The 24,659-nt window shown below is 68.0% G+C and carries 21 protein-coding genes and 1 tRNA gene; 13 read left to right on the top strand and 9 right to left on the bottom strand.

Features of this window, described 5'->3' with window-relative positions; translation table 11 throughout:
• Positions 1-51: 51 nt before the first annotated feature.
• Together DNK56_RS12945 and DNK56_RS12935 are read right to left on the bottom strand one after the other, a co-directional pair.
• Positions 52-246: a hypothetical protein gene (locus tag DNK56_RS12945; protein ID WP_111333719.1), complete on the bottom strand. Its 195-nt coding sequence runs from the start codon at positions 244-246 to the stop codon at positions 52-54.
• A gap of 548 nt (positions 247-794) precedes the next feature.
• Entirely contained in the window at positions 795-2,033 is a 1,239-nt protein-coding gene (locus tag DNK56_RS12935) for a helix-turn-helix domain-containing protein (protein ID WP_111333715.1), read from the bottom strand.
• 453 nt (positions 2,034-2,486) lie between these two features.
• On the opposite strand from DNK56_RS12935, the gene DNK56_RS12930 reads away from it, so the two are divergent.
• The 11 genes from DNK56_RS12930 to DNK56_RS12880 all read left to right on the top strand — a co-directional run bounded on the left by DNK56_RS12930 (position 2,487) and on the right by DNK56_RS12880 (position 13,623).
• Positions 2,487-3,296 (top strand): HAD family hydrolase, encoded by an 810-nt coding sequence (locus tag DNK56_RS12930; RefSeq protein WP_111333713.1) that lies wholly within the window; start codon positions 2,487-2,489, stop codon positions 3,294-3,296.
• A complete protein-coding gene (locus tag DNK56_RS12925; protein WP_111333711.1) occupies positions 3,293-4,294 on the top strand; it encodes a zinc-dependent alcohol dehydrogenase in 1,002 nt (333 codons plus the stop codon). The genes DNK56_RS12930 and DNK56_RS12925 overlap by 4 nt, the downstream gene beginning before the upstream one ends.
• Positions 4,295-4,311: 17 nt before the next feature.
• Entirely contained in the window at positions 4,312-5,463 is a 1,152-nt protein-coding gene (locus DNK56_RS12920) for a hypothetical protein (protein WP_111333709.1), read from the top strand.
• Positions 5,457-6,353 (top strand): radical SAM protein, encoded by an 897-nt coding sequence (locus tag DNK56_RS12915; protein ID WP_111333707.1) that lies wholly within the window; start codon positions 5,457-5,459, stop codon positions 6,351-6,353. The genes DNK56_RS12920 and DNK56_RS12915 overlap by 7 nt, the downstream gene beginning before the upstream one ends.
• Positions 6,350-7,366, top strand: a complete 1,017-nt coding sequence (locus DNK56_RS12910) for a hypothetical protein (RefSeq protein WP_039649462.1) — start codon at positions 6,350-6,352, stop codon at positions 7,364-7,366. The genes DNK56_RS12915 and DNK56_RS12910 overlap by 4 nt, the downstream gene beginning before the upstream one ends.
• A 14-nt stretch (positions 7,367-7,380) precedes the next feature.
• A complete protein-coding gene (locus DNK56_RS12905; RefSeq protein WP_111333705.1) occupies positions 7,381-8,091 on the top strand; it encodes a class I SAM-dependent methyltransferase in 711 nt (236 codons plus the stop codon).
• Positions 8,088-9,176 (top strand): leucine-rich repeat domain-containing protein, encoded by a 1,089-nt coding sequence (locus DNK56_RS12900; RefSeq protein WP_111333703.1) that lies wholly within the window; start codon positions 8,088-8,090, stop codon positions 9,174-9,176. The genes DNK56_RS12905 and DNK56_RS12900 overlap by 4 nt, the downstream gene beginning before the upstream one ends.
• A complete protein-coding gene (locus DNK56_RS12895; protein ID WP_111333701.1) occupies positions 9,173-10,090 on the top strand; it encodes a glycosyltransferase family 2 protein in 918 nt (305 codons plus the stop codon). The genes DNK56_RS12900 and DNK56_RS12895 overlap by 4 nt, the downstream gene beginning before the upstream one ends.
• Positions 10,091-10,188: 98 nt before the next feature.
• On the top strand, positions 10,189-11,592 hold the full coding sequence (tyrS, locus tag DNK56_RS12890) for a tyrosine--tRNA ligase (protein WP_111333699.1): 1,404 nt from the start codon (positions 10,189-10,191) through the stop codon (positions 11,590-11,592).
• A gap of 232 nt (positions 11,593-11,824) precedes the next feature.
• On the top strand, positions 11,825-12,850 hold the full coding sequence (locus DNK56_RS12885; protein ID WP_146610493.1) for an AlbA family DNA-binding domain-containing protein: 1,026 nt from the start codon (positions 11,825-11,827) through the stop codon (positions 12,848-12,850).
• Between the two features lie 254 nt (positions 12,851-13,104).
• Positions 13,105-13,623, top strand: coding sequence for a hypothetical protein (locus DNK56_RS12880; RefSeq protein ID WP_111333695.1), 519 nt, complete (start codon positions 13,105-13,107; stop codon positions 13,621-13,623).
• Positions 13,624-13,735: 112 nt separating this feature from the next.
• On the opposite strand, the gene DNK56_RS12875 is transcribed toward DNK56_RS12880, so the two are convergent.
• Together DNK56_RS12875 and DNK56_RS12870 are read right to left on the bottom strand one after the other, a co-directional pair.
• Positions 13,736-14,404, bottom strand: a complete 669-nt coding sequence (locus DNK56_RS12875; RefSeq protein WP_111333693.1) for a nucleotidyltransferase domain-containing protein — start codon at positions 14,402-14,404, stop codon at positions 13,736-13,738.
• Positions 14,405-14,636: 232 nt separating this feature from the next.
• Positions 14,637-14,855, bottom strand: a complete 219-nt coding sequence (locus DNK56_RS12870) for a hypothetical protein (protein WP_053611732.1) — start codon at positions 14,853-14,855, stop codon at positions 14,637-14,639.
• Positions 14,856-14,971: 116 nt separating this feature from the next.
• Here DNK56_RS12870 and DNK56_RS12865 point away from each other — a divergent pair, with 116 nt between their 5' ends.
• On the top strand, positions 14,972-15,604 hold the full coding sequence (locus tag DNK56_RS12865) for a helix-turn-helix domain-containing protein (protein WP_111333691.1): 633 nt from the start codon (positions 14,972-14,974) through the stop codon (positions 15,602-15,604).
• 2 nt (positions 15,605-15,606) lie between these two features.
• Positions 15,607-17,244, top strand: coding sequence for a site-specific integrase (locus tag DNK56_RS12860; protein WP_111333689.1), 1,638 nt, complete (start codon positions 15,607-15,609; stop codon positions 17,242-17,244).
• 93 nt (positions 17,245-17,337) lie between these two features.
• On the opposite strand, the gene DNK56_RS12855 is transcribed toward DNK56_RS12860, so the two are convergent.
• The 5 genes from DNK56_RS12855 to DNK56_RS12835 all read right to left on the bottom strand — a co-directional run bounded on the left by DNK56_RS12855 (position 17,338) and on the right by DNK56_RS12835 (position 24,657).
• Positions 17,338-18,360, bottom strand: a complete 1,023-nt coding sequence (locus DNK56_RS12855; protein WP_241989853.1) for a hypothetical protein — start codon at positions 18,358-18,360, stop codon at positions 17,338-17,340.
• 61 nt (positions 18,361-18,421) lie between these two features.
• Complete coding sequence (locus DNK56_RS12850) at positions 18,422-19,063, bottom strand: hypothetical protein (protein ID WP_111333687.1); 642 nt, start codon at positions 19,061-19,063, stop codon at positions 18,422-18,424.
• Positions 19,064-19,316: 253 nt separating this feature from the next.
• Positions 19,317-19,399: transfer RNA gene (locus DNK56_RS12845), tRNA-Thr, on the bottom strand.
• Positions 19,391-19,873 carry a hypothetical protein gene (locus tag DNK56_RS12840; RefSeq protein ID WP_111333685.1) on the bottom strand — a complete coding sequence of 161 codons (483 nt, stop codon included), beginning with the start codon at positions 19,871-19,873 and terminating at the stop codon, positions 19,391-19,393. Before DNK56_RS12840 ends, DNK56_RS12845 begins: the two co-directional genes overlap by 9 nt.
• Positions 19,861-24,657, bottom strand: coding sequence for a putative T7SS-secreted protein (locus DNK56_RS12835; RefSeq protein ID WP_111333683.1), 4,797 nt, complete (start codon positions 24,655-24,657; stop codon positions 19,861-19,863). The genes DNK56_RS12840 and DNK56_RS12835 overlap by 13 nt, the downstream gene beginning before the upstream one ends.
• Between the last annotated feature and the right edge of the window lie 2 nt (positions 24,658-24,659).

The raw sequence follows: 24,659 nt of genomic DNA, 5'->3' as shown, positions 1-24,659 counted from the left end.
TCATGATCCCTCGTGCTGTCGGAGTACGCCCGTGGCTTTCCCACTGAGGCGTTAGAACCGGATCTGGCCGATCATGTCCACAGCGCCGGCAACCAGCCGACTGATCTCCGGCGCCATCGACGTGCTCGCTAGGAAGAACCCGAAGAGCACGCTCACGACCGCGGGCCCGGCCTTCAGGGAGCCGCCTCGGATCAGTACGACCAGGACGATCCCCAGCAGCAGGACGAGGGAGATGTTCAGGGACATCAGGAGTCCGCAGCCTCCGCCTGGCCATTCCGCTCCCTGCGTGCCTGGCCGAGGGCTTTGCGCAGCGGGCCGGGCTGTGTCAGCGACCTCGGGCCTCGGGGGAGGACGTGCCAGTGCAGGCCGGGCGGCTCAGTGGCCCCGGCGGGCGGCACGACGACGTGGCACTTCTGACCGAGAGGAACCGTCCCCGGCTCTTCCCAGCCGGCGGCCGTGCCAGGGGGCACGAGGAAGTACAGGCGAGGCTCTGGCCCTCCGGGGTCAAGGATGACCGGACCGATCGCCGCGCCGTCCTCGCGGAGAAGGTCAATCGCGCGTCGGCCAGCCGCCTCTACGGCGCGTATGGCGTCCCACCATTGGCCTGCCGAGCACAGCTCGGGATCGTCGCCTATCGGCATCCACCGGGGCGGCAGCGCGGGAACGCGCGGGGTGACGTCAGACATGGAAACGGCCTCCTCAGAACCATCTGTGAGGAGACCTTTCCACCCTGCCAGCTCCGTGCACGGACAGACTGTCCGTGGGATTTCTTCGCGAAGTGCCTTGAGCCGCAGTCAGGTTGTGATAACTCCCGCCCAACTGCCGAATGCTGACAGCTCGTTGGACGGGTGGGCGTCCATCCGAAGGAGCGCCGCGACCGTCTCGCGGGCCGAGGGGTGGAATCGCGTGTGATTGGGGGCGACCTTACGCGCACGACGCAGGTCCCCGAACGCACCCGCCCTGTCCCCCACGGCCAGCTTCGCCGAGGCCACGTCGATGAAGTGGTGGCTCGATCGCTCGCCCACCGTCGAAGCCGGAGGCACCCACTCCTCGCCCGCCACGGCGGACCACTCCGTGAGACGGGCGAGAGCCTGCTCCGTGTCCCCCATGTCGATCATGGCGTGCACTTCGTGGATGCGGATGTTCGTCGGCCCGAAGGACATCTCGTAGGCGAGGGAGTCGCGGTTGCCGGCCATCCTGGCCACGGCCTCAGCCTCGCGCAGGTAGTCGTCCGCTCGGTCCGGGTTGTTCTCCCTGGCCTCCAGTACGGCCAGCTTCAGCAGCAGCGCGCCGTCGACGGCGAGCGCGTCGTTGGTGAAGGAGCGTTCCGGCTGGAGCCGTTCGAGCTCCTGGCGCAGCGCCTGGAGCTTGCGGCGAGCGGATGAGTAGGCCCCCTGGCGGAGCATCGCACCGGCGACCAGATACCCGGCGGTGAACTTCATCAGCGGATCACCGGACTGGTCCGCCGCCCACCGCACCCTCTCCAGCGCCGTGTTGGACAGGTCGTGATGCCCCATCTTGTGGGCCAGGGAGTTCACCGCTCGGTAGGCGCGGGCAAGGTGCCAGAACGCCTTGGCCTGGTCGCCGTTGCGGCTGGTGAGGGCGAGATGCGTCAGCTCCGTGATGACGGCCGGCAGGAGCGGCCCCATGGGTGCGTAGCGTGCGTCCCGTCGGAGAGCGGCCACCTGGTCGACCTCGGACGCCAGGACCGACAGCGGCCTCGGGGCGATCTCAAGTTCGTCCGGGGTGTCGAAGCACAGCATGATCCTTCGGAGATCCGGGATCACCGCGTGCACTCCGTCCTCGGCCTCCGGCTCGCCGTAGTACGGCTGGCCGGTGAGGACCTCGGGGCCGAAGTGGAGTGCCTTGGCTAGCGCCAGGACCAGTGAAGGCGAAGCCTTGCGCGCGCCGGACTCCAGCTTCTGGACGTAACTGGGCGATATCGCGACCTTCTGTGCCAGTTGAGCGGCAGACAGCTTCCGTGTCCGGCGGGCTATACGGAGACGGTCTCCCAGCGTCAGGTTTTCACTCATCGGTGGATCGATCCCTTCGCGACGGAGCACTGCGCTCAGCGTACGGACAATGTCCAGTCCGACAGAGCTGCTCGCCAAGTGTTAACAGCAACGTCGTCGGCCGGTGCACGCTCGGACATCCGGCGGACCCTGCACGCAAGAGCGTCGAATTCGATATGAATCACGCAAATTCCCTCCCCTGTCACCCCCTCACCAGCGCCGCGCGCTATACCGAGATCCAGTACGCGAGTCAAGAGCTGTGCACCAAGAAAGCGCGGACAGTCTGTCCGCTCGCGTGTCCTTCCCGGTGGGATTGTTCTGTACACAACGCACGTCGCCCGTGGGCCAGTTCCCCGGAGGGCACCCACACTCCCCTTGCTCGTCGACCAGCTCGTCGACGGGTTCGTGGATACCCGGTCGGCCGGAGGAACCGGGTTCCGCACAAGATCGCCGTTCTACTGATGGAGCCTCGCCATGCGATATCCGCCGACGAGCACCACCTTGTCGACGAGCCTGTCCGCGATCAACACACACCCCGTGAGTGACGTCCTGCTTGGTGGCTCCCCCCGGCGGGAGTCCGCGTCTCGGGCTCAGAGGCCGACCGCGGTGATACTCGACCTCTTCGGCACACTCGTCGCGGCTCCGAGCGCGGTTGAACGGAGTGTCGCCGCCGCCCGGTTCGCCGGGACCATGCGCGTCTCGCCGGCGGTCGTCGAGTCCGCGCTGGCCGATAGCTGGCGGGCGAGGCACGACGGGCAGCTGAGGTCGACAACCGAGGTCGCGGCACACCTCGTCGCGCGCTGCGACGCTCCCGCGTCCCACATGGACAAGGTGGAGCAGCTCCTGGCGGAGCTCGCCCGCGACCGGCTCCAGGCCGACGCCTCTCTCCTGCGGGTCCTGGAGGAGCTTCGGCACGGCGGGGTCAGGCTGGCGGTTCTCAGCGACGCGTCCCCTGACATCGCCGAGGCGTGGAGCCACAGCGATCTCGCGCCACACTTCGACGCCGCCGTGTTCAGCTGCCGGGTGGGCGCGGTGAAGCCCGCTCCTCAGCTCTTCGGCGCGGCACTCGAAGCCCTCGGTATCGGCCCAAAGCAGGCCCTCTACTGCGGCGACGGCGGCGGAGATGAGTTGGCCGGCGCCGAGCGCGCGGGGATGCGTGCGGTTCGCGTGGAACGCCGGGGCGGGCAGCACGGGCTCGCGTTCGGCGAGACCGCTTGGCCCGGTCGGCCGATACCCGAGGTGGAGGCTCTCCCGTCCTTACTGAGCAGGTGGAGGGACCGATGAACGTCCCGTACGCCTGGGCGGTTGAACGTGGTGCCCTGCGCCGGCTCCCCGTGCCGACCGACATGCCTCCGATGTGCGACACGACGATCGTCGAGATCCGCTGTACGGGCGTCTGTGGGAGCGACGTCGCGAAGCTCAACCAGCCGTGGCAGGGACGGCTTCCGGAGCCCTGGTACCCCGGGCACGAGATCGTCGGGGTCGACACGGAGACGGGTGACTGGGTAGCGGTTGACCCGTTGGTCCCCTGCCGCTCGTGCCACTACTGCGACCGCGGCCACGTCCACCTCTGCCCGGAGCTGCGACGCATCGGATGGGACTTGCCCGGGGGTCTCGCCGACGCCGTGAGGGTGCCCCGGGACAACGTCGTCCCACTGCCCCACCTGAACGACCCCGTGCACGGAGTCCTCGCGGATCCGATGGCGGTGGCCCTGCACGGCATCCGCTGCGGCCTCCGGATGCCTCTGGGGCGGCTCGGCGTCATCGGGGGCGGCGTCATCGGGGTGTGCACGGCGATCTGCGCGGCTGAGGCGGGGTGGGACGTCCACATGCTGGTCAGGGAGCCTTCGCGCTCGCATCAGCTGAGCTACGTCCTCGACTCGCGCGTCAACCTCCACTCCGCCGGCCTGCCGCCGTGCGACGTCGTCGTGGACGCCGCGTCCGGCGACTGCGACTCCCCCATACGTCAGGCACTGGGCGCCGTTCGTGACGGTGGAACGGTTCTCGTCCAGAACGCCTACGCGCCCCGGGTGCACCTCTCGATCCCCCTACGGGACGTCTTCCGGCGCTCCATCACTCTGCGCGGCTCCTTCTCGTACTGCCGCGCGGAAGGCCATGACGACTTCCGTGACGCCATCGACATCCTCGCGAAGGGCGGCGACCGGGCCGCCCTGATGACTCGGGACCAATTCCCTCTGAGCGACCTGCCACAGGGGCTGGCGGCCCTGCAGAGCGGAGCCCGCCATCGTCCGTTCAAGGTCCTGCTCACGTCCGACATCTGAAGGAAGGAGCCAACACCGTGGCGGTAACAACGCCATTACTGGCCCAGAAGATCAACTCGCCCGCCGCCATCGCGCCCCAGGACGTCCACGACGGCATCGCGAGCATCCTCGCGTTACCGGAGAGCCACACGCGCGACGTGATGCTCGGGAGCGTCCTCACCGGGCTGCTCCTACGGGGACCGAGGCTGGAGGAGGTCGAGGCCGCGATCCGGGCCGCGACGGACCTCGACCGAGGTGGCTGGGACTTCCACCGGCCGCCCGCGGGCACGCGGTTCGTCGGCTACACCGGTAGCGGGAAGAAGACCTTCAAGACGATCAACCTCAGCACCGCCGCCGCCCTGGTGGCGGCCACCGGGGGAGCGCACGTCGCGAAGCTCGGATCGCGCAGTGCTTCGTCGAAGACCGGATCCCGCGACTTCGTCGACCTCGTGGGGGCGACGAGTGACACGGTGCCGCACCCGGAGATGGTGGACATCACCGCGGAGGTCGGCTTCGGGTTCTTCTCCATCGAGAACCGCGTACCCGAGTTCGACCGCCGCTACGGCGGCAGGTTCCAGGCCGTGCACGCCCTCAGCCTGGCGTTCCCCGCCCTCCTGAGCCCGGTCACCTGCCCCGCCTACGTGTACGGTCTCTCGCATCCCGCGGTCGGCGCGTCCGCCCGCCTTCTGTCCCGTCTCGGCCTGCCGGACGTGACGGTCATCAACTCCAGCGTCGGCCAGGCGGTCCAGGTCGACGAACTGATCCCCGGAAGCACGGTGCGGGCCTGCCGCATCAGCGCCGGCAGCGAGGACCTCGCCTTCAACAACGCTGTGCGCAGAGGTGCGGCCTCGATGCCGCAGGACCTGACGTCCGTCACCCAGCACGAGGACCCCCGGGACAACGTCGCCGCCGCGATCCGCGTGCTGGCCGGCCAGGACACCAGTCAGGCGCGGAACGCGGTCGCCCTCAACGCGGCCCTGCTTATGGTGATGTCCAAGGCGACCCCCACCATCCAGTCCGGCATCGACAAAGCACTCACCATCATCAACTCCGGCGCGGCTCTGGACACGCTCCAGCAGTTCGTACGGCTCACGGGCGGCGCCCCACACCAGCTGCGCTCGCTCCTGCGGCCCATCGCCCCGACGGCGCTCCTGGTGAGCCAGGGTGTCAAGGAGACGGCACCATGCTGACGCACGACGAACTCGCGATCGTCCACCTGGTCCTCAACACCGACTGCAACGCCTGGGACCTGGCACCCACCAGCACGTCACCGGGCGTGTGCCGCTTCTGCTACCGCGCGCGCAACCGGGTCAAGACCGACGCTGACACGGTCCGCCGCGTCATCGACCGACTCCGCTCGGAGTCCGAGGCCCATCGGTGCGTCTTCACCGGCGGCGACCCCGTGATGCCATACGACAACCACCTGGAGATCGCCCTCCGGCACGCCACCGAGGTCGGCTTCGAGACGAACCTCCACACCAACGGGCTGCTGCTGAGCGAGCGCTATGCCGGCGTCCGCGACCACGTGACCGTGTACTCCCTGGCGGTCGACGGCCCGGACCCCGAGACGGCCGACTGGTTCCGCGGGCAGGGGTACTTCGAACGCTTCCTGGCCAACGTCGAGTTCCTCGCCACCGACCAACGGCGGCTCGCTTTCAACACGTTCACCACGGCCGGCTCCGTGAAGGACCTGCCGCGCCTCGCACGGCTCATCGCCGGACTGACCGAGCGGACGGACGTCGAGTACTGGCTGATCTCCCAGTACCGGCCCATCGGACGCGCCAACACCCGCAAGGCGGAGATCTACGGCTTCGAGCGGGACGATTTCGTAGAGGCCGTGGACGACGTACGCGACGACGTCAACGGAGTGCCGATCTACGCCCAGCCGACGCGTGCCCCTGAGGACCCGTACCCGTTCCGCGTCTGGGTCCTCGCCGACGGAACGGTCACGGCGGACCTCGGCAGCGTCGCGGCACCACGCAACGCGGAACTCGGCGACCTCCTGACCGACGGCCTCGAGCCGCTGGTCCGCCGAGCCTTCGCCCTCCGTGAGCAGACTCAGCTGGAAGGAATCGCATGAAGTTCGACACCGCGTACTACGAGAGCGTGATCGACCAGCACCGCTACGAGCGCCTGGGTCTCGGCGCCATCGACTTCGGCCTCGCGGGGATGAGCCCCGACGACCTGCACACGAAATGGGTGTGCCACACCGGAGCGCGCCAGTTCGCGGAGGCGGTCGCGGACGGTCAGCCCGCGATCGTCACCACCGGGGTCGGACTCGGCGGGCCGCCCCATGCCGGCACCCTCTTCCAGCTGCTGCGCGCGGTCAAGCTGCAGCAGTGCGGGCTCGACGTGCAGATCGTGCTGGGCGATCTCGACTCCTACAACGCGCGCCGTACGCCCCTCGACTCGGTGCGGAAACTCGCCGACCGGTACGAGGAGTTCGTCCTGCGTCTCGGGTTCGACGCCGAGCGCGGTGTGCTGCGCAGGCAGGAGGGCGAGACCGACGTCCTGGCCACCGCGTTCCTGCTGTCACGCCACCTGGACGACGACGACTTCCAGTGGGCGGAGGAGGACCTCGCCGGGCTCTACCGCAACCACGGTGTCTTCGACCACCTCAACTACGGGATGAAGCAGGCCACCCTGCTCATGGCTGCGGACTTCGTCCATCTCCTCCGCGAAGGGCGCCACGTCCTGGTCTCCCTCGGGGTCGACGAGCACAAGTACGTCGCGCTCGCCCGGCGCGGAGCCGAACGCTGGGGCCTGCCCGCGGAACGGCTGTCCGGCATCTACACCAAGATGATCCCGGGCCTCGGCGGCCTCCCGAAGATGAGCAAGAGCATCCCCGGCTCCGGGATCGACGCCTCCATGTGCACCGAGGACATCCGCGCCCTGCTCAAGGCGGACACCGACACCGCGCCCACCGACGACGGCTCGGCACTCCTCCAGATGTACGCGTGCCTGCCCGAGGTCGATGGTCGGGAGTACGACCGGGCCTCGGCCGCGCGCCGCGCCGGCGGCCCCGAGTGGCAGACCGTACGCGAGCAGCTGGTCGAGCGGATGCTCTCGCTGTTCTCCCACTGGCCGAAGTAAGCAAGGAGTCTCTCGTGCACGCAGACACCACGACCTCCCGCCAGCCCATCGGCGGCGCCGAGACCTACTTCATCAGGAGCGGCTACCGCAGCCGGGACCAGGTGGAGTACTTCCTCGACGAGACGGACGACACCGTGACCTGGCAGCCCGACGTCTACCCCTACACCGCCGCCCGCGCCCTGGAACTCGGCCGCGACGTCGTGATCGACATCGGCTGCGGACGGGCGGGCAAGCTGGCCTCGCTGGCCTACGAGTACCCGGCCTGGTCCTACATCGGTGTGGACTTCGGGGAGAACCTCGTGTGGTGCCGCGACCACCACCCCTTCGGCGAGTGGATCGAGGTCGACCTCGAGTCGGCCGAGCGGCTGCCCATCGCCCCCGCCCTCGTACGCCGGTCCATAGTCGTCTGCTCCGACGTGATCGAGCACCTCGTGAATCCGGCTCCGGCCCTTTCCCTGATCCGTGGACTCCTCATGGAGGGCAGCGCCGCCGCTGTACTGTCCACGCCGGCGCGCGAGTGCCGCAGCGGTTACGACACTCCCGGACCGCCCCGCAACCCCAGCCATGTCCGTGAGTGGGCGAGCGACGAGTTCCAGGCGCTGTTGGAGGCGTCAGGATTCAAGATCCACCACGCCGGGCTCACGCGAAGCGACGACGCTTCCAACGGCATGTCCACCCAGCTGGTCCTCGTCGGCGTGGAAGAGGCGGAGGGGAAGCAGCGGTGACAGCGGTCCCCCGGTCTGAGGGCAAGCGTGTCGTCCACCTGCCGGCTCGTACGCCGTACGCGTGGAAGCTGCGGAGCCGTGACTTCCACATCCTGAACGGAACCGAGATCCCCGGCGGCCACACGGTGCCGGCGGCGGTCGATGCCAGCTGGCTCCTCGAACACGGCCCACTCACATGGCTCGACGTCCTGCACCTGCACCACATCGACTTCGAGGACTCTGCCACTCTGGAGCGCCTGCTCGACGCGTGCCTGGGCGACGGAGTCCAGGTGGTGTTCACCGCCCACGACACGCGGCCCATGGTCGGCGGCGCCGAGGACTTCACCACGCGGCTGCGGATGCTCCACTCGGCCGAGGTCGGCTGGGTCTGCCTCACGGAAGGCTCGGTCACCAAGCTGACCGAGGTCCTTGGCGAGCGTCCCGACGCGACCGTCATTCCCCACGGGTACGTCGCCGTCCCGGAGGAACTGGCCGGCCTGGAGCGCGAGCCCGGCGGCTCGTCCCGGTACCTCATGTTCGGGGCCTCACGCGCCAGCCGGGACCAGCTGTCCACCATGACCAACTGGAGCCTTGGGATCACTGACCCCGACAGCACCCTCCACGTCCTTCTGCGCGCGTTCAGCCCTGCCGACTTCGCCGACGGGGGTCGTGCTCCGCTGCTGCTGGAGACGGCCCGGCGCGATCCCCGAATCCGCCTGACGATGCGCCCGTACCCCACAGACGCGGAAGTGGTCGAAGCCGGACTGGCTTCGGACGCGCTGCTGCTCCCCTACCTGTGGGGCAGCCACTCCGGCCAGCTGGAACTGGCCTTCGACCTGAACCTGCTCCCGGTCTGCTCCCTCACGGGGCACCTGGCCGAGCAGTACGAGCAGCACAAGGGGCTGGTCGAGGAACCCGAATGGTTCGACTGGTCGCAGGGGCACCCCAATCTCTTCGGAGAGAAGTTCCTGACCGCGCTGGAGCACGCGGCGGCTCGACTCGGCTCCAGGCCGCGCCGGCTGGATCGTGAGTTCCTCGACTACAGGTCTGAGGAACACCAGAGGATTCTGCGGCAGTACGCCCGCGTGTACGGAGGGGACCGATGAACGGCCCACCTCGCATTTCGTGCGTGATCCTTTGCCACAACTACGGCCGGTATCTCGACCGGGCCATAACGAGCTGCCTGGAACAGGAGCCCGGAGACTTCACGCTTCACGAGGTGATCGTCATCGATGACGGTTCCAGCGACGAGACCGAAAACGTGTGCCGGCGCCACGAGGGGAACAGCAAGGTCAAGGTCATTCGGAGGAATCAGCGGGGTTTCGGACAGACCCTCACCGACGCCTTTCTCGTCAGCACGGGCGACTGGGTGGCCCCGCTCGACGCCGACGACTGGTTCCACCCGTCGAAGCTGCGCACATGCGCCGAGGTGATGACGGGTCGGACGCTGTTCGTCGAGCACTGGGAGCACGTGGTCGACTCCGATGGGGAACCGATGCTGGAGGAGCCGCATCCGGGCGGAAACACGAGCACCTTGGTTGTCCACCGCGACGCCGCCCTCAGTCTCCTTCCGGTGAGCAACGAGATCTTCTTCCACGCCTTGCGTGAGGCCGGCCGAGGGATCGCCCTTCGGGACCCGCTGACCTTCTACCGGGTCCACCCCCGCAGCATGACCGACCGCGGAACGCCCGGCGTCTCACAGGACTACCGGGCCGACGTCTGCATCGCGCTCTCGGACCGTCTCCGTGCGATGTACGGGAAACCTCCCTCGTGGGCGAGCAGTCGCCGGCTACGAAGGATCTCCTGGCATTTCCGCGCGCTCGCTTTCGGCCACAGGGTGGAATCCGCCATGCAGCGGGAGAGGCGCCTGTCCGCGATGCTCCTGATTCCGGGAATGCTCGTAGGCACACTCTGTGCGCATGACCCGATAACACCATGGTTGCGGTCCCTCTCCAGCGCGGTCGCGGGACGGCCGCTGGTGCAGTTGGCCGCGAGCCAGGAACAACGCGGTCATTCATGATCAATCCGACGATGCGCCGAGGGCTGCGATGATAAAATCGCCGCTTCCAATCCCATACTGGTCAGGCCAGTTGTCCGACGCAGGAGCGTATAGGCGCCATGAGCCGTTTGAATGAGTCCGTCACCCGTGTCATGCACATCCTCGATGGAGCGGACCTGGGCGCGGACTATACGGTCGCCCAGCTGCTCGACGAGACAACAGCCCGGCGCTCTCTGGACCTCTCCGACCTCTCCCCCCAGGAGCAGGCGGCCCTAGTCGAGGGACGCTCGAATCACCTGATCCCTTCCGCCTCGGTGCTCGCCGAGAAGATCGAAGCCGCACGGGACGCGGGGCGCCCGTTCGTCGTCAAGTACGGCATCGACCCGACCTCGCCTGATGTCCACCTCGGCCACGCGGTGCCGATCATCATCGCCAGCCGGTTCCAGCGGATGGGCCACCACGTCGTCTTCATCATCGGCGACGTCACGGCCAAGATCGGTGACCCGTCGGGACGCTCCTCGGAGCGACCGACCCTCACCGACGAGGACATCGCCCGCAACCTGAGCGGCTACCAGCAGCAGGTCACACCGTTCATCGACTTCGAGCGTGCCGACCTGCGCTTCAACGGCGAGTGGCTGAACAAGGTCACCCTGCCGGAGCTCGTCGGGGTCCTCGCCCGGGTGCCCGTCTCCATGTCGCTCCAGCGCGAGGACTTCCGCACCCGACTCGCCGAGGGCCAAGGACTGTCCGTCGCTGAGTTCGTGTACTCCGTCGTCATGGCGTGGGACTCGGTGGCCATCGACGCCGACGTCGAACTCGGCGGCGTGGACCAGCTGCTGAACCTCCAGATGTGCCGCAAGGTCATGGAGATCTCGGACCAGGCTCCCGAGGTCGTCATCACCACCCCGCTCATCGAGGGCACCGACGGCACGGGCGCCAAGATGAGCAAGAGCAAGGGCAACTACGTTGGCCTGACGGCGTCGCCCGATGACGTCTACGGCCGGCTGATGTCCATCCCCGACCACCTCACCGAGCCGTACCTCCAGCTGCTCACCGAGTGGACGGACGACGAGATCCGCGTGGTCACCAAGCGCCTGGAGGAGGGAACCGCGCACCCGATGGCGATCAAGCGGATCCTCGCCGGCGAAGTGGTGGCCGCTCTCCACGGCCTTGACGCCGCTGCCGGCGCCCGCGCGGAGTTCACGGCGCGCTTCTCCAAACGCTCCTTCGGGGACACCCAGAACCTCCCCGCCGTCTCCCTGAAGGACCACGCCGAGGACACGCTCGGAGCGCTGATCAGCCGCACGCTGGACTTCGCTCCCAGCATCTCCGCCGTGCGTCGCGTGGCCCAGCAGAACGGCCTCCGCCTCATCCGCGAGTCGGACGGAGGGCAGCAGACCACGCAGCTCACGGAGGCTTCCGTCCAGCAGGCGCTCAGCGAGGTCGTGAGTGAGGTCGGGACACTCGACGGTGTCGAGCTCTACCTCAAGGTGGGTCGCAAGGTCGCCCGCATCGACGCCTGAGACTCAAACCCGGCGCCGACCCACCCGTCCGGGTCGGCGCCGTTCCTTTCGGAAATCCGAATCGCGCGGAACGTCGGCGCGGTGGGAGACTGCGTCGGCGTCGGGCTTCACACAGGTCCTGGGGTGCCATGGGGAACGCCGACGACGGGGGGTGCCCCGCGCACGGTACCGCGGGGACTCTGCGCGGACTGAAGCGTTTACGTCGCCGGCCGCGCCATACATGCTGGGCCTGGTGAACATCGACGACGTACGCAAGGCGCTCAGCGCCGGTGACCTTGAAGCACTGATAGGCCTCGAAGAGTGCGGCTGGATGGACGTCAAGTCCGGGCCGTACATGCTCGACAAGGGAGCTCATCACAAGGAAGAGCTCGTCAAGGACGTAGCCGCTTTCGCCAACACCTCCACCGGTGGGCTGCTCATCATCGGTTTCAAAACGAGGACCGCCAACGCGGTAGAGACCATCTCCGAGGTCACCCCGGTACCGCGGGCGCTGGTCAACACCGACACCTATCGCAAGCTGATCGATGAACGGGTCTTCCCCCAGGTCCAGGACCTTGAACTGACCTGGATCGACCGCAGCGAAGGTAAGGGGGTGCTGAGCATCGACATCCCGGCCCAGCCCGCCGCCGCGCGGCCGTTCGTGATCCCCGCGCCCACCGGCAAGGACGAGAAGTCAGCCAGTGGCCTCGCCGTCCCCGTGCGGCGCGGAGACCGGACGGTGTTCTGGAGCGGCCCGGAAGCCCACCGCCGACTTTCCGCCGGATGGATGGCCATCGGATCTCCCTCAGCCGACGACAGCAGCGCGCTGGGTGCCCTGGAGAAGTCCCCAGCGGCCGTCCCAGACCGCGCCAAGGCGCAGCGGATCCTCGTCGCGATGCCCTTCGATGCGCCCTGGCTTCGGTTCATGCAAAGCCAGTCCCCGATGCGCCGGGTGAGGGTGGAGGTCACGCAGGCCGTCGATAAGGCTTTGGACGATCTCCTGTTCGACGATGTCGACTTCCTCGACCATGAACTGGGGTCCGCGCACTCCGCGTTCAAAGAGAGCCTTGGTCGGCTACACACCGAGCTTGAGGGGATGTTCACCCCAGAAGACGGTCCCAACCCGCCGGTGTACGTCGAGGTTCCGCCGGAGTGGAAGCGGACCGATCCCGAGCGGTACAAGCAGACTATGGCCGCCCTGTCTGGGGCACGCGATGACTTCCTTGAGGCACGCACCGAGCTCATGAACGCACTGAACCGCAAGGGGCTGCTGACCTGAAGGTAGGGCGCTGCCGGTGGCCTCGGCCGGCGGTCCTCGCGGAGCCAGCTGGAGGGCATGCCGACACCACGGCGAAAGGCGGTCGAGGCAATGCCAAAACCCGTACCACGCGACTCGTGGCGCCCGAAGTCCGAACCACTCGATCTACTTGAAGAGCTGGCATCCCAGGGGTTGAAGGTATCGGGTCCTCGTGTCAGGATCTCGATAGTCCACAGGGCGGGGAGCCCTGGGTATTCACCTATTGGGGGCCGTTCATGATTCACATCACCCTTGGCTCGAGGCGGTACGTCAACCCGCAGGAGGACCAGCTCGGCCGCAACGTCGTCGGCTTCGACCCGGTCATGAACGACGACGCCCTCTTCCACGCCAACCGTGGCTGCTGGGTCCTCGGCGAACGCGCCGAGAAGGAGCGCTACGCCCTGCTCTCCCACGAGGGCGAGGTCCGCATGGCCATCGAGATCGACAGCCTCGTTCCCGTGGCCGGAGGGCGCAAGGCGATCGAGGGCAGGTACCTCACGCCGGGCGACGGGGTCTACGACGCCTACGTCGGCAAGCCCACACCCGTCGAGACGACCCGCAACCCAATCACCTACTTCGACTCCCCCCACGGCGCCCGCACCTGCCACTGCGGTTGCGGAGAGCTGGTGGCCAGCGGCTGGTTCGTCATCGGCCACGACCAGCGGGCCCTGCACGCCCGGATCTCGAAGATCGGCACCGTGCGCGAGTTCATCGACTGGTTCGACAGCACCTACGTCGAGCCGACGGACAAGTAGCCGCCCGCCCCCTTCGCCTCATCGGGGTACGCCCGCTCGGTGGGGCCCGCCGCCCAACAGCGGCGGGCTCTACCTTCTTACGCGTCTACACGAGCAAGCGGGCCGGGCCTCATCACCGCTGCTCCCAGTCGTAGGGAAGTTCATCCAGGAGGTCTCTCTGCGGTGGCCGCCGGTACTGCTCCGGCACGTCGAGCCGGTCGACCCATGGGTGCGCCCCGTACGCTTCGAGGATGGCTGTGGCGAGCCAGATCCTCTGCGCCGGCGCGAGGAACGGAAGGACCGCGGAGAGATCTGTCTCGTCCTTGGGGCGGGGCTTCTTGGCCTTGTAGTAGAGCAGGACTTCGGGGGTCACGTAGGGGATGCCGCCCGCGCCGATGGCTCCGAGTTCTGCCACGGGGCGGTGCACGGCGGTGTCGCGGCGGGACACCCACAGGCCGTCTTGCGCTTCGTCCAGCATGATCTGGATGCGCCACGGCGTTCCAGGCCCGGGGCGGCACCAGATGTCGTGGATGCCCATATGCAGGTACTCGTCGGGCTGCCAGGGGCGCAGGGTCCCGGCCGGGTCGGCAGCCCACAACTCCCATCCGGCAAGTACGTGCTGTACGGCGAGCTGGTCATCGCGCAGGACTAGGACGTCGATGTCGTCGTGCTCGCGGATGACGCGCCCGACGGCGAGTTCGATGGCGTGTCCGCCCGCGATCCACCAGGGGATTTCGACCCGGCGGAACATGTCGGCCACCTCGGGCACGGGCGCAGGCTCCCAGGCTGATTCGGTGGTCATTCTGGGAGCGTAGCGGTTCAGCGGCGGGTGAGCTCCTCGCAGGAAAGGAGCTCCTGGTGGTGCACCCAGCGTGACGCTCCATGGGCGTGCTCAGGCAGGTTGCGGGCGGATTCTGCGGTCCTGATCGTCTGACGGGGCGGGCCCTGAGTTGAGGGCGGTGAGGGCCCGGCGGAGGTCGCGCGGTCAGGTGGTCCTCGGCGAGGCGCACTGTCAGAAGCCCGATGCGCCCGGCTCATGCCGCGAGTCCTGCCCCACCCCCCACGGTGATGCCCAGCACGCGATGCAGGTCCGCCGTGACCACGCGGTACGCGTTGCCGAGCTTGAGGACCGTGACCGGGTACTCGCCCCGCTTCGCCAGCGCGTATCCCGTACTGCGGCCGATCGTCAGCGCCTTGTTCGCCGTGTCGAGGTCGACGGCGACAGGCAGAGCGAGCAGTTCCTCGCGAGCCATTCCCCTGACAGCCTTGCACGCAGCCATGACGCATCCCATCTGTAAAAGTTGTTCTGACAGCAGAACGAGTATCACGGATGCTGCGGCCACATATTTTGACGACGTAAGTTGCATCTATGACGAACACCGATTGGTCCCCGAGCTTCACAGCCCGCGTCGCCGAGCAGATGCGCCGGGCCCGTAAGGCCGCCGGCCTCACCGTGTCGGAGGCCGCTGAGGCGTGCGCCTCCCTGGGCCTCGCGGTCCCGAAGACGACGATCACGAACCTGGAGACCGGACGCCGCAGCTCGATCGACCTGGCGGAGTTCCTCGTCCTGGCAGCGGTCTACCAGGTGCCCCCGGTCAGTCTGCTGTTTCCTCTGGGCACCGACGCCTCGGTGGCCGTGCTTCCCGGCAGAAAGGTCCCGACGTGGGAAGCGGTCTCCTGGTTCACCGGCGAGTCCCCTCTCGAGAAGCCCGCCCCCGAAGGGTCCGCCCGGGACGTGCTCGACACCTACCGCGCCCACAGCGAAGCCGTGACCACCGCCCTGGCGTCCACCCGGCTCGCGAAGGAACGGCGCCGGAAGGCCAGCATCACCCTCGACGCCGCCCGCCGCGACGCCCTCCTGGAAACCGCGGCCTCGTATGAACATCTCGCCTTCGACGACTGCAGAGAACTGCGTGAGTTCCGCAACACGATGCGGCAGCGCGGACTGATTCCCCCCGCTCTCCCCACCGACCTCACGTTCGTCGACAATCCCGAGGACTAGCGTTGCCGAGCCCCACCACGTCCGGCGGCACCGTCACGCGCCGCTGCTCCTGCCGCAACCCCGAGACCGGCAAGAACTACGGCAAGTCATGCCCCAAGCTCACGAACCGGCGCCATGGCACCTGGTCCATACGTCACGAACTGACCAACCGTCCCGACGGCACGCGCCGAGAGTTCCGCCGCAGCGGCTTCGAGTCCTCCACCGAGGCCACCAAGGAACTGAGCAAGGTTCGCGCACTGCTCGCCGTCCCCGACGCGGACGACCCCGCCGGCCATCTCGCGGTCAGCGACATGCTGGAGACCTGCGCCAAGAACAAGGAGCCGCTGCCGGACTACGACGAGACCCGGCGGCGCTTGGCGGCCGGGCAGGCACTCAACCCCAAGATGCCCCTCGCCGAGTGGCTCGACCTCTGGCTCGGAGGCAAGAAGCGCCTGCGGGTCAGCGGCTACAAGCGGTACGACGTGGACGTGCGCGTTCACCTCAAGCCGCACCTGGGTGAGATACGCCTCGACAAGCTCAACGTGCCTCACCTGGATCGGATGTTCGACGCCATCAACGAGGCAAACATCGAGATCCAAGAGCAGAACGCCCAACGGCGTGCAGCGCTTGATGAGTTGAACGCCATCCCGTGGAAGGGCGTGGAGAACCGGGCTCGCCGCAAGTGGCTGAAGGCGGCCATCGACCAGATGCCGCCCTTCCGCCGGGTGACCAGCGTCAACACCCAGCACCACATCAAGGCCACTCTGCGCGCGGCCCTCAACACGGCAATCGCACAGCGGATCATCCCCAACTACAACCCGGCCGAGCACGTCGAGCTGGAACCCGGCACCAAGCCGAAGGCTCTCGTGTGGACCGACGAGCGCGTCGCCCGCTGGCGGGCCACCGGCGAGAAGCCCAGCCCCGTGATGGTCTGGACGCCGGAGCAGACCGGCACGTTCCTCGACCACGTCTTCGGGGACCGGCTGGAGGGTATGTGGCGAATGATCGCCTTCCGTGGCCTACGCCGAGGGGAGGGGTGCGGACCCCGCTGGGTCGACTACTCGATGAAGAACCGCTCGCTGGAGATCGCCACCCAGCTCGTCCAAGACGGCTGGCAGGTCCTCGAAGGGCTGCCCAAGACCAACAGCGGGATCCGCTCCGTCGCGTTGGACGACGAGACGGTCGAACTCATCGAGCGACGCCGGATCGCTCAGGAGGAGGAGAGGCGCAAGTGGGGTGACGCCTGGAAGGACACCGGCCGCATCTTCACCGAAGAGGACGGCTCCCTGCTCCACCCGGGCAGGATCTCCGACCTGTTCGATCGCCTGATCGCCGAGGCCGACCTTCCGCCCATCCGACTCCACGACCTGCGCCACGGTGCCGCGACGCTCATGCTCGCCGCAGGCGTGGACATCAAAGTCGTCTCGGAGACCCTCGGGCACAGCGATTCCCGCATCACCCGGGACATCTACCAGTCCGTCCTCGACGACCTCGCCCACGCGGCAGCGGCGGCGGTCGTCAAGCTCGTTCCCCGCGCCCCGCGTGCGGTTCGCTCGGCAATCGAGCACGCAGCTCGGCCCACGGCTCCCATCAAGGCCACGAGCGGGTGCACCTGCTCGTGCACGTGCGGCGCCGCCGACCGTCAGACGCTCACGGCGTAGCGCCTACGCCACCCCTCCGACCGCTCCGGCCGGGCTCAGCCACAGCGCGGTTGAGCCCGGCCCCCGTCTGCGTCCGAGCTGTGCATTCGGCGCTCAGTTGGTTCCGGCGTTGTACAGGTGGTCGCCGAAGAACCCGATGACGACGGTCCCGCTTCTGTCGGTGTCATCGAGATAGTGCAGTCGCGGCGCCGGAGGAGCGCCGTCGCCGATGCGGATGTGTTCGAGCATCACGGCCTTCCCCGTGGGGTCGATGTGCTCAGGGACGCGGAGGGTTCGTTGGGCCTTGCCGCGTGGGCTGCTGCTGGCGGTCTGCCCCTCGCTGAGGACCACCTTGCCTTCAGACAGCAGCGGGAACGGCTGGCTCGCGCAGTACGCCTTGAGATTGGCCAAATCAGGGCCGGCCTTGCCGCCGAGCGCCCGCGCGAGGTCTTTGGTCTCGGCGTACGCCTGCATGGTGGCCAGCGTGGCGGCCAGACGGTTCCGCCAGTGCGAAGCCTTCTGGTGGTGCTCCAGCTTCTTCGTCTCGTCCAGGTCTGCGGTGATGACGAGAGACGAGCAGTGCCGCTGCGCTTGCTCAAGCACGCCACGGAGAGTGGGGGCGTCCAGCCGTGCTTTCAACGCCTCCGCGTCTCCTTGGGGTTGGTCCTCGTTCTGGCGGGTCTGCAGCCGGGCAATGGCGGCGTCACGAGCGCGCAGCGCCGCGTCCCGTTCCTTCGTCGCGGTGTCCAGCAACTCGGCGAACGTGTCCCGGTCCTTCTCCGTTGCCTCAAGCCGCGCCTGAAGTTCGGACACCTCAGGCGGCGACGGAAGGTTCGCTGCCGCTCGTACCAGATCGGGGATCATGGAGTTGAGCTTCGCCTCAAGGTCCGGCGCTTCGTCGAGTAGCTTGGTGCAGGCCCGCAACTGGGCCTCCACCTCGCGGCGCCGGTCTCGCTCCATCTCAGCAAGCCGCTGGTACTTCGCTGCTTTCTTCTTGTAGAGCTCGACGAGCTGCTTACCCGCCTCGGCAGCTTCCTTGCCCACTTCGGCAGCCTCCTCCAACAGACGGCTCACCTCGGCGCGGGTTTCTTCATCCCGGGCCCTGTCTGCTGCGGGGCCGAACGGACTGATGGCCATCGACCTGACGCCCCCCTCATCTCATAAGTGAGGACGAGGATAGGGGTGGTGCGAGCCGGCGCTATCCATCTACCTGGTGGCCAAGACCGCGGGCCAGCGCGGCATGCCGACGCATGACCGGGAGGGTGCCGACGTCGACCGTCCCCTGGTCGTGGTTCTCTCCGCAGGGGCAGATGCTCCAGCCGTCGTCCTCGATGCGGTCGGCCACGGCGTCCACCAGTTCGGCCAGCTCGTCGAGCACCCCCACCGCGACGCCGACGGCTCCATCGACGTGCTGCCTCACCAAAGCGGCGCCGATCTCGGTAGCGAGGTCCAGAAGGTGGGCCGCCGCTGACCCGTCATCGTTGATGCTGGCGTACTTGCCGGCCTGCGATGCGGCCATGACCAGGTGTCCCAGCGACTCGACGGAGACGCTGACCGTACGGTCGTCGATCCGCACCGGCCGCATCGCATGCGGGCCGACAGACGCTCCCCGGTCGTCTTCGGCAGCCGCCTTCATGATGATCTCGGCGACGGCTTCGGGGGTCACCAGGTGGACGGCTTCCTCGTAGTCCATGCCCGCCCGCTGAGCCATGACCTCAACGAGGTGGTCCGCGACGCCCCGCACCGACGTCGCCTCTACCTCGACCCCGTGGGTCAGCAGCACGGCGCTCGACTGCGTCACGAGCGTCTTGAACGCGAGGGTGTCCTTTGGGTCTGCCACAGTGCCCAGCGTAGAAGCAGAGGTTGGAGCGTTTCCACAAAACCGGCGTGCTCTTCGAGGAGCCGCGCCGATCCGATCAGCGACGCCGCCGCGCTGCCCGGCGCGCACCCCTCCGCACAAGCTCTGCGCTCATGCGCACCCCTCGCGCTCCCCTTGGATTCGGCAGCACGATCCGGGGCGACGCCACCTACCAACAGAGCCGTGCCCGACAAGGAAAAACCCCAGGTCAGAAGTATCTGACCTGGGGTTTCACTGGAGCCGCCTTCGGGATTCGAACCCGAGACCTACGCATTACGAGTACGCGAGCGCCCTGGCGTACGGGCTGAGTCAGGCAGCGCCGGGCTCCTGCAGCACCACCATGACCATCACCGGAAGATCGGTGTCATGCTGGATCACACCGGCGGTCAGAATCCTGCCGGCGAGGGCCCACTTCTTCAGTTTGATGAACTCGTCCCGGTCCGCCTCCGTCTGCTCGACCTGGATCAGGTGGCCGGCAAGCGGGGACTCCTCGATCTCGGGGAGGAAGTCGGCCAGCACCTGCTCCCCCTGCTCGTAGACGGCATCCAGGTCGTCGAAGTAGCCCGACTCGTCCACGTCGCGGATCCAGACGAAGAACGAGACGCTGACCGCCCCACCTCCGAACGACTGGATCCATCCCCCGACGCTGCCCTTGTCCCACGACGTCTCCACGCCGTCACGGATCTTGCCCCCGGGCGTCCACTCCTGAGCCGTGAACCGCGCCGCCGCAGCCTCGGCGGTCAGCGGGGTGATGTTCCTGAGCTCTTCCAGCATTGCGATTACTTCAGCCATGAACTCATTCCACTCATACCGTTGCCAGGCACGTGATACGCCTTCAGCTGCCCGCTGGCGTAGGCCTCGGGGAAGGCCTTGGACAGCACTTCGTCCACATGCGCGGCACCCCATTCATTGGACACCATATAGCGCACTCCCTTGCCTCCCAGGTCCTCGTTGAGGGCGAGCAGCTTGTCTGCCTGCGCGACAATCCGGCTCTCGTCGTAATGCTTGAAATCGGGGTTGTACGGGGACTTCTTCCACTCACCGACGTTGTCACCGCCGGTCCACTTCGCCTCCGTGATCCAGCCGTCCTGCGGACCACCGTCGACGTGGACCTCCCGGCCGTCCGGCAATATCCACTGCTGCTCGTAGCTCTGGTCGGTGACAAGGCGCTGGTACCGGAACGACGGACGTATGAGCTGATTGTCCGTCAGCCAGCCCAGGCCTTTGAACCGCGAGTACGGCGACAGCCCGAGGGGGTCGCAGACCGTGAACGGATTGTGCACATAGGCGACCGGATTCGGCGCGGGGCCGAGGCCTAGCGGGTCCGGGGAGGTGTAGCGACCGGTCTCCGGGGCGTAGTGGCGGAAGAGGTTGTAGTGGAGACCGGTCTCCGGGTCGTAGTACTGGCCGGGGAAACGCAGCGGGGTGTAGGCCGTACTGGAGCGGGCCCAAGCAGTGGTGCCCCAGAGGGTGCTTCTGGCACGCCAGGCGATCTCGCCGGACTCGTCGACCAGTTCGGTGGGCGTTCCCACAAGGTCGGTGGCTATGACGAAGAACCGGCGGTCGATCTCCTCCTGCCGAGTGTCCGGGGTGAGAAGGCGTTCCGTCTGGGACAGAGGGACCAGGCCGCGGTGGTCCCAGGTGAGGGCGACTATGTGTGGCTGGCCCTGTGTGTGGACGGTCTGTTCGCACAGGGTCGTGCCGTCCCAGGAGAAGCGGACCTCCTCTGCGACGCTCTCGCCGTCGTCGGCGAGGCGCTGTTTTGCCGTGCGGCGGCCCAAGGGGTCGTAGAGGTAGCGCCAGCGGGTGCCGTCGGGTGTGACCACAGCGGCGAGACGATCCTCCGCGTCCCATTCATAGCGCCAGGTGTCGGGCTTGCGTGACAGACGGGTTCTTTGGCGCAAGGTCACGCGGCCGAGGGCGTCGTGTTCGAAGCGGACTCTGCCGGCCCTGGTGACGGAGGTTCCGGTGTAGGAGCGGGGGCCGGTGGCGTCGTGGCCGGGGTGTGAATCGGGCCAGGAGGCCGCCGTCTGGTTGCCGGCGGCGTCGTAGGTGTAACGCTCGGTCCACCCCTCGGCGTGGACCCCGGTGACCCGTCCGGACGCGTCCAGGTCGAAGGTTCGGGAGCCTGAAAGATCGTCGGTCACGGAGGTGAGGTAGCCGTCGGCGCGGTGGGCGTATTGCCGGCGGTTGAGGGCGCGGCCCCCGACAGTCAGGTGCTGCGCGCAGATCCTTCCGGCTTCGTCCCAGGCGGAGGCCAGAGTGAGGGATCCACCGAAGACGCGCTCGAGTTCCCGGCCGGCCGCGTCGTGGGTGAAGGCTATCTCGCGTCCGCCGCTGGTTAACCGGGTGGCACGGCCGGCGGCGTCGTAGCCGTACTCGGTGACCGCGCCGGTGGGGGTGATGCGGCGTGCCCGACGGCCCAGGGTGTCGTAGGAGTAGTTCATGGCGCGGCCGTCGACGAGTTCTGTCTTGGTCCTGCCACGTCGGTCGTACGCGTAGACGATCTCGCTGTCCGGTCCGGCCGCGTGCAGCAGGCGTCCGGCCCGGTCGTACGCGTAGGTGGTCACCTTGCCCGCCACGTCCTTGCGAACCGCTTGGCCGAGCTGGTCGTAGATGTAGGACACGGTCCGGCCGAGGCTGTCGGACCGGGCGGTGAGCTGCCCGGCGGCGTCGTACCGGTAGGTGAGAGTGCGGCCGTCGAAGTCGGTCTCGGAAGCGAGCCGGCCGGCGGCGTCGTACGTATAGGACCAGGTGCCGTGTGGGCCGGTGACCCGGATCAACCGCAGATGCGCGTCGTGCTCGAACGTGTGGCGGCTGCCGTCGTGTCCGGTGCGGGTGGTGAGCAGGTCGAAGTGCGTGTACTCGAAGCGGGATATACCTCCGGCCAGGCCGGTGTGGCTGAGGGGGTTGCCCTCGCCGTCGTGCGTCCACGACTCAGCGGCACCGTCCGGGGCGACACGGCGGGCGAGATTGCCGTCCTCGTCCAGAACGACCCGGGTCACACCGCCCATCGGGTCGACGGTGCGTACGATCCGGCCCAGAGCATCGCGCTCCAGATGGGTGGTGCCACCGGCCGGGTCGGTCACTGCCACCGGCAGCCCAGCGGCGTCGCAGCGCACGGTGGTGGTGGCGCCGAGGGCGTCGGTGACGGTGGCCAGCCTGCCCCGGCCGTCATAGGCGTACCGGGTGGTGGCGCCGGCCGGGTCGGTGACTGCGGTGCGGTTGCCGTGCTCGTCGAATTCCTGGAGCCAGCGGGCGCCGTCCGGCCCGCGGAATTCCGTGGACGCACCCACCGGGTCGCGCACGGTGCGTAGTTCGCTCCCGTCGGGGCGGGTGACGGCGAGCAGGCGGCCGTCCTCGTCGTGGGTGAAGGCGGTGGTGCGGCCCAGCGGATCGGTACGGGTCAGGGTGTTGCCGCGGTTGTCGTAGGTGAAGCGGGTGGTGTGGCCGAGCGGATCGGTGGTAGCCACCACTCGGCAGTGGCGATCGATCCGGTGCCGGGTCGTGTGTCCGTCGGCCGTGGTGAGGGTGGTGGTGCGAAGTCCGGTGTCCGGGTCGGGTTCGGTGTAGGTGAGGGTGATCTGGATGTGGCCGGCCTGACCGCCCTCCTCGATGACGCGGTCTCGGTCGTCGTATGTGTAGTCGTAGCGGCTGTTGTTGGAGTCGATCCAGGCGGTGACGCGGCGGCGGTCGTCGTGGACGAAGGTGGTGGTGGCACCGGACGGTTTGACTACGGTGGTGAGGTTTCCGTCCTCGTAGCCGTAGCGCATCAGAGGCAGGTCTGCCCCGTCCTCTCCCGCTCCCGCCAGGGCCAGGGCCGTGACCCGACCGTCGCTCACCGTGACAGACACCCGGCGGCCGGCGGAGCAGGTCAGGGCGAGCGGGGTGCCGGTTTCGGTACGTTCCACGGCCCACCAGTTGCCGTGGCGGTCCTCGACCCGGTCCAGCCAGGCATCACCGTCGCCGCCCGGTTCGCTGTCGGCCGGGGCGGTGAAGTGACAGACCAAGCCCGTGCCGGGATCGGTGACGGTGTAATCACCGGTCACGTCACGGGCCAGCAGTGTGCGGGCGGCCCCGGACTCCGGTTCGGTCGGAGCGCCTGGGGCGGGGTGCGGATAGGCAGTCAGGAGGCCGTCGGCGGTGACGTGGACGACGCCGACAGCGTCGATCTCCAGGCGCTCGTCGACGGTGGAGGTCCAAGAGGGGCCGAGGAACCGGCCTGCCGGCAGACCGGACTCGGTGCGGCGGGTGAAGACCAGCGGCAGGGTTCCCGGCAGCACCAGGTCGGTCTGGGGCAGGAACATCCGTCCCGATGCGAGGTCGACCGGATCGGTGTTGGCGACGACGCGGCGCCCGTCGGGACGGTTGTGGGTGCCGTTGGGGGCGTTGTCGAGCAGCCGACGGGCCCGGGCGGCCTTCGTCATATCCGCGGCGAGGCGGACACCCTTGGCGACGGCGCCGCCTCCGCCGGTGGCCGCGGTCAGTGCCGCGTCGGGCAGTAGACGGCCGAACCCTTCCGCGGGGTCCTTCATGAAGTCGCTGATCATCTGCTTGCCGGTGCCGACCGGGTCGTTGGCGGTGACGACCAGACCGGCGGCCAGACTGTTGAGGCTGGTGGCGTACTCAGCGGGGTGAGTGATGTTGTACGGGTCCAGCGGGTTGATCCCCCGGACGAAGTTCAGCAGCCCTGCGGTGCCCTTGATGACGCCGCCGCCGACGTGGTCGTTGATGATCTGCAGTTCCTGCAGACCGCTGGCCACCTGTTGTGCGTACGCGGGCTTCTCAGGGGCCTTGTCCCGGGCGGCGCGGACGGCGCTGCGGGCGGTCTTCGCAGCAGTGTTCCGCTGTTCGCGGGCCTGGGCGAGGAGTTCCTGCGCGTCCTGCATGATCGATTTTCCGGGGTCGTCGAACGTCGGCGCCGGGCAGGGCGGCAGAGTGCCGGGGTTGCGCTCCTCGGGGGCCTGTGCGTTGTAGCGGTTCACGGCCTTGTTGTAGTCGTCGATCCGCTTGCGGTGTCCGTCGGCCGCGCCCTGGGAGGCTTTGACGCCTTCCTTCCACATGTCGATAGCCGTCTGTGCCTGGTTCTGTGCCCAGGTGACGGTGTAGGCGAACGCCTCCAACGCGGCAGCCGCCTTCTCGAAGGCATCGGCACCGGTGAACCACTTCGGCGGCTGGGTACTCACCGCCGTGCGCAGCGCATTGGCCGTCTCACCCTTCAGCCGCGAGGAGTCGAGGCCCTTCAACCCGCCCCCGGCGTCGTCGAACGCCTTCTGAAAGGACCGAAGCTGTTTTGCCGTGGCGTGGAGCTTGCTGGGGCTTCCGTACACCAGCTTGGCCTTGTCCTCGGTCTGCCCGAGGTCCATTTCGTCGACATCGGCGCCCATCCGGTTCGCGACCGAGCGCGACTTCTCCCGCACCCAGTCCGAACCGGATTCCCAGCCCACGTCGTCGAGCCGGTCCGCCGTCCAGTTCCCGGCGCCCTCGACCCGGTTGCCGGCCCACTCCACACCGTCCTCAACCACGTCCTCGACCGAGTCGGGCGTGATGTCCCTGATGAAATCCTCGACGCCCATCC

Source organism: Streptomyces sp. AC1-42W, from assembly GCF_003248355.1.
Classification (GTDB): domain Bacteria; phylum Actinomycetota; class Actinomycetes; order Streptomycetales; family Streptomycetaceae; genus Streptomyces.
This window is presented reverse-complemented; position numbering and strand designations above follow the sequence as displayed.

What these genes read in the sequence shown, in the direction of transcription:
- DNK56_RS12945 (WP_111333719.1), bottom strand. Translation starts at nt 246, where the DNA reads ATGTCCCTGAACATCTCCCTCGTCCTGCTGCTGGGGATCGTCCTGGTC.
- DNK56_RS12935 (WP_111333715.1), bottom strand. Translation starts at nt 2,033, where the DNA reads ATGAGTGAAAACCTGACGCTGGGAGACCGTCTCCGTATAGCCCGCCGG.
- DNK56_RS12930 (WP_111333713.1), top strand. Translation starts at nt 2,487, where the DNA reads ATGCGATATCCGCCGACGAGCACCACCTTGTCGACGAGCCTGTCCGCG.
- DNK56_RS12925 (WP_111333711.1), top strand. Translation starts at nt 3,293, where the DNA reads ATGAACGTCCCGTACGCCTGGGCGGTTGAACGTGGTGCCCTGCGCCGG.
- DNK56_RS12915 (WP_111333707.1), top strand. Translation starts at nt 5,457, where the DNA reads ATGCTGACGCACGACGAACTCGCGATCGTCCACCTGGTCCTCAACACC.
- DNK56_RS12910 (WP_039649462.1), top strand. Translation starts at nt 6,350, where the DNA reads ATGAAGTTCGACACCGCGTACTACGAGAGCGTGATCGACCAGCACCGC.
- DNK56_RS12895 (WP_111333701.1), top strand. Translation starts at nt 9,173, where the DNA reads ATGAACGGCCCACCTCGCATTTCGTGCGTGATCCTTTGCCACAACTAC.
- tyrS (WP_111333699.1), top strand. Translation starts at nt 10,189, where the DNA reads ATGAGCCGTTTGAATGAGTCCGTCACCCGTGTCATGCACATCCTCGAT.
- DNK56_RS12880 (WP_111333695.1), top strand. Translation starts at nt 13,105, where the DNA reads ATGATTCACATCACCCTTGGCTCGAGGCGGTACGTCAACCCGCAGGAG.
- DNK56_RS12875 (WP_111333693.1), bottom strand. Translation starts at nt 14,404, where the DNA reads ATGACCACCGAATCAGCCTGGGAGCCTGCGCCCGTGCCCGAGGTGGCC.
- DNK56_RS12870 (WP_053611732.1), bottom strand. Translation starts at nt 14,855, where the DNA reads ATGGCTCGCGAGGAACTGCTCGCTCTGCCTGTCGCCGTCGACCTCGAC.
- DNK56_RS12865 (WP_111333691.1), top strand. Translation starts at nt 14,972, where the DNA reads ATGACGAACACCGATTGGTCCCCGAGCTTCACAGCCCGCGTCGCCGAG.
- DNK56_RS12855 (WP_241989853.1), bottom strand. Translation starts at nt 18,360, where the DNA reads ATGGCCATCAGTCCGTTCGGCCCCGCAGCAGACAGGGCCCGGGATGAA.
- DNK56_RS12840 (WP_111333685.1), bottom strand. Translation starts at nt 19,873, where the DNA reads ATGGCTGAAGTAATCGCAATGCTGGAAGAGCTCAGGAACATCACCCCG.
- DNK56_RS12835 (WP_111333683.1), bottom strand. Translation starts at nt 24,657, where the DNA reads ATGGGCGTCGAGGATTTCATCAGGGACATCACGCCCGACTCGGTCGAG.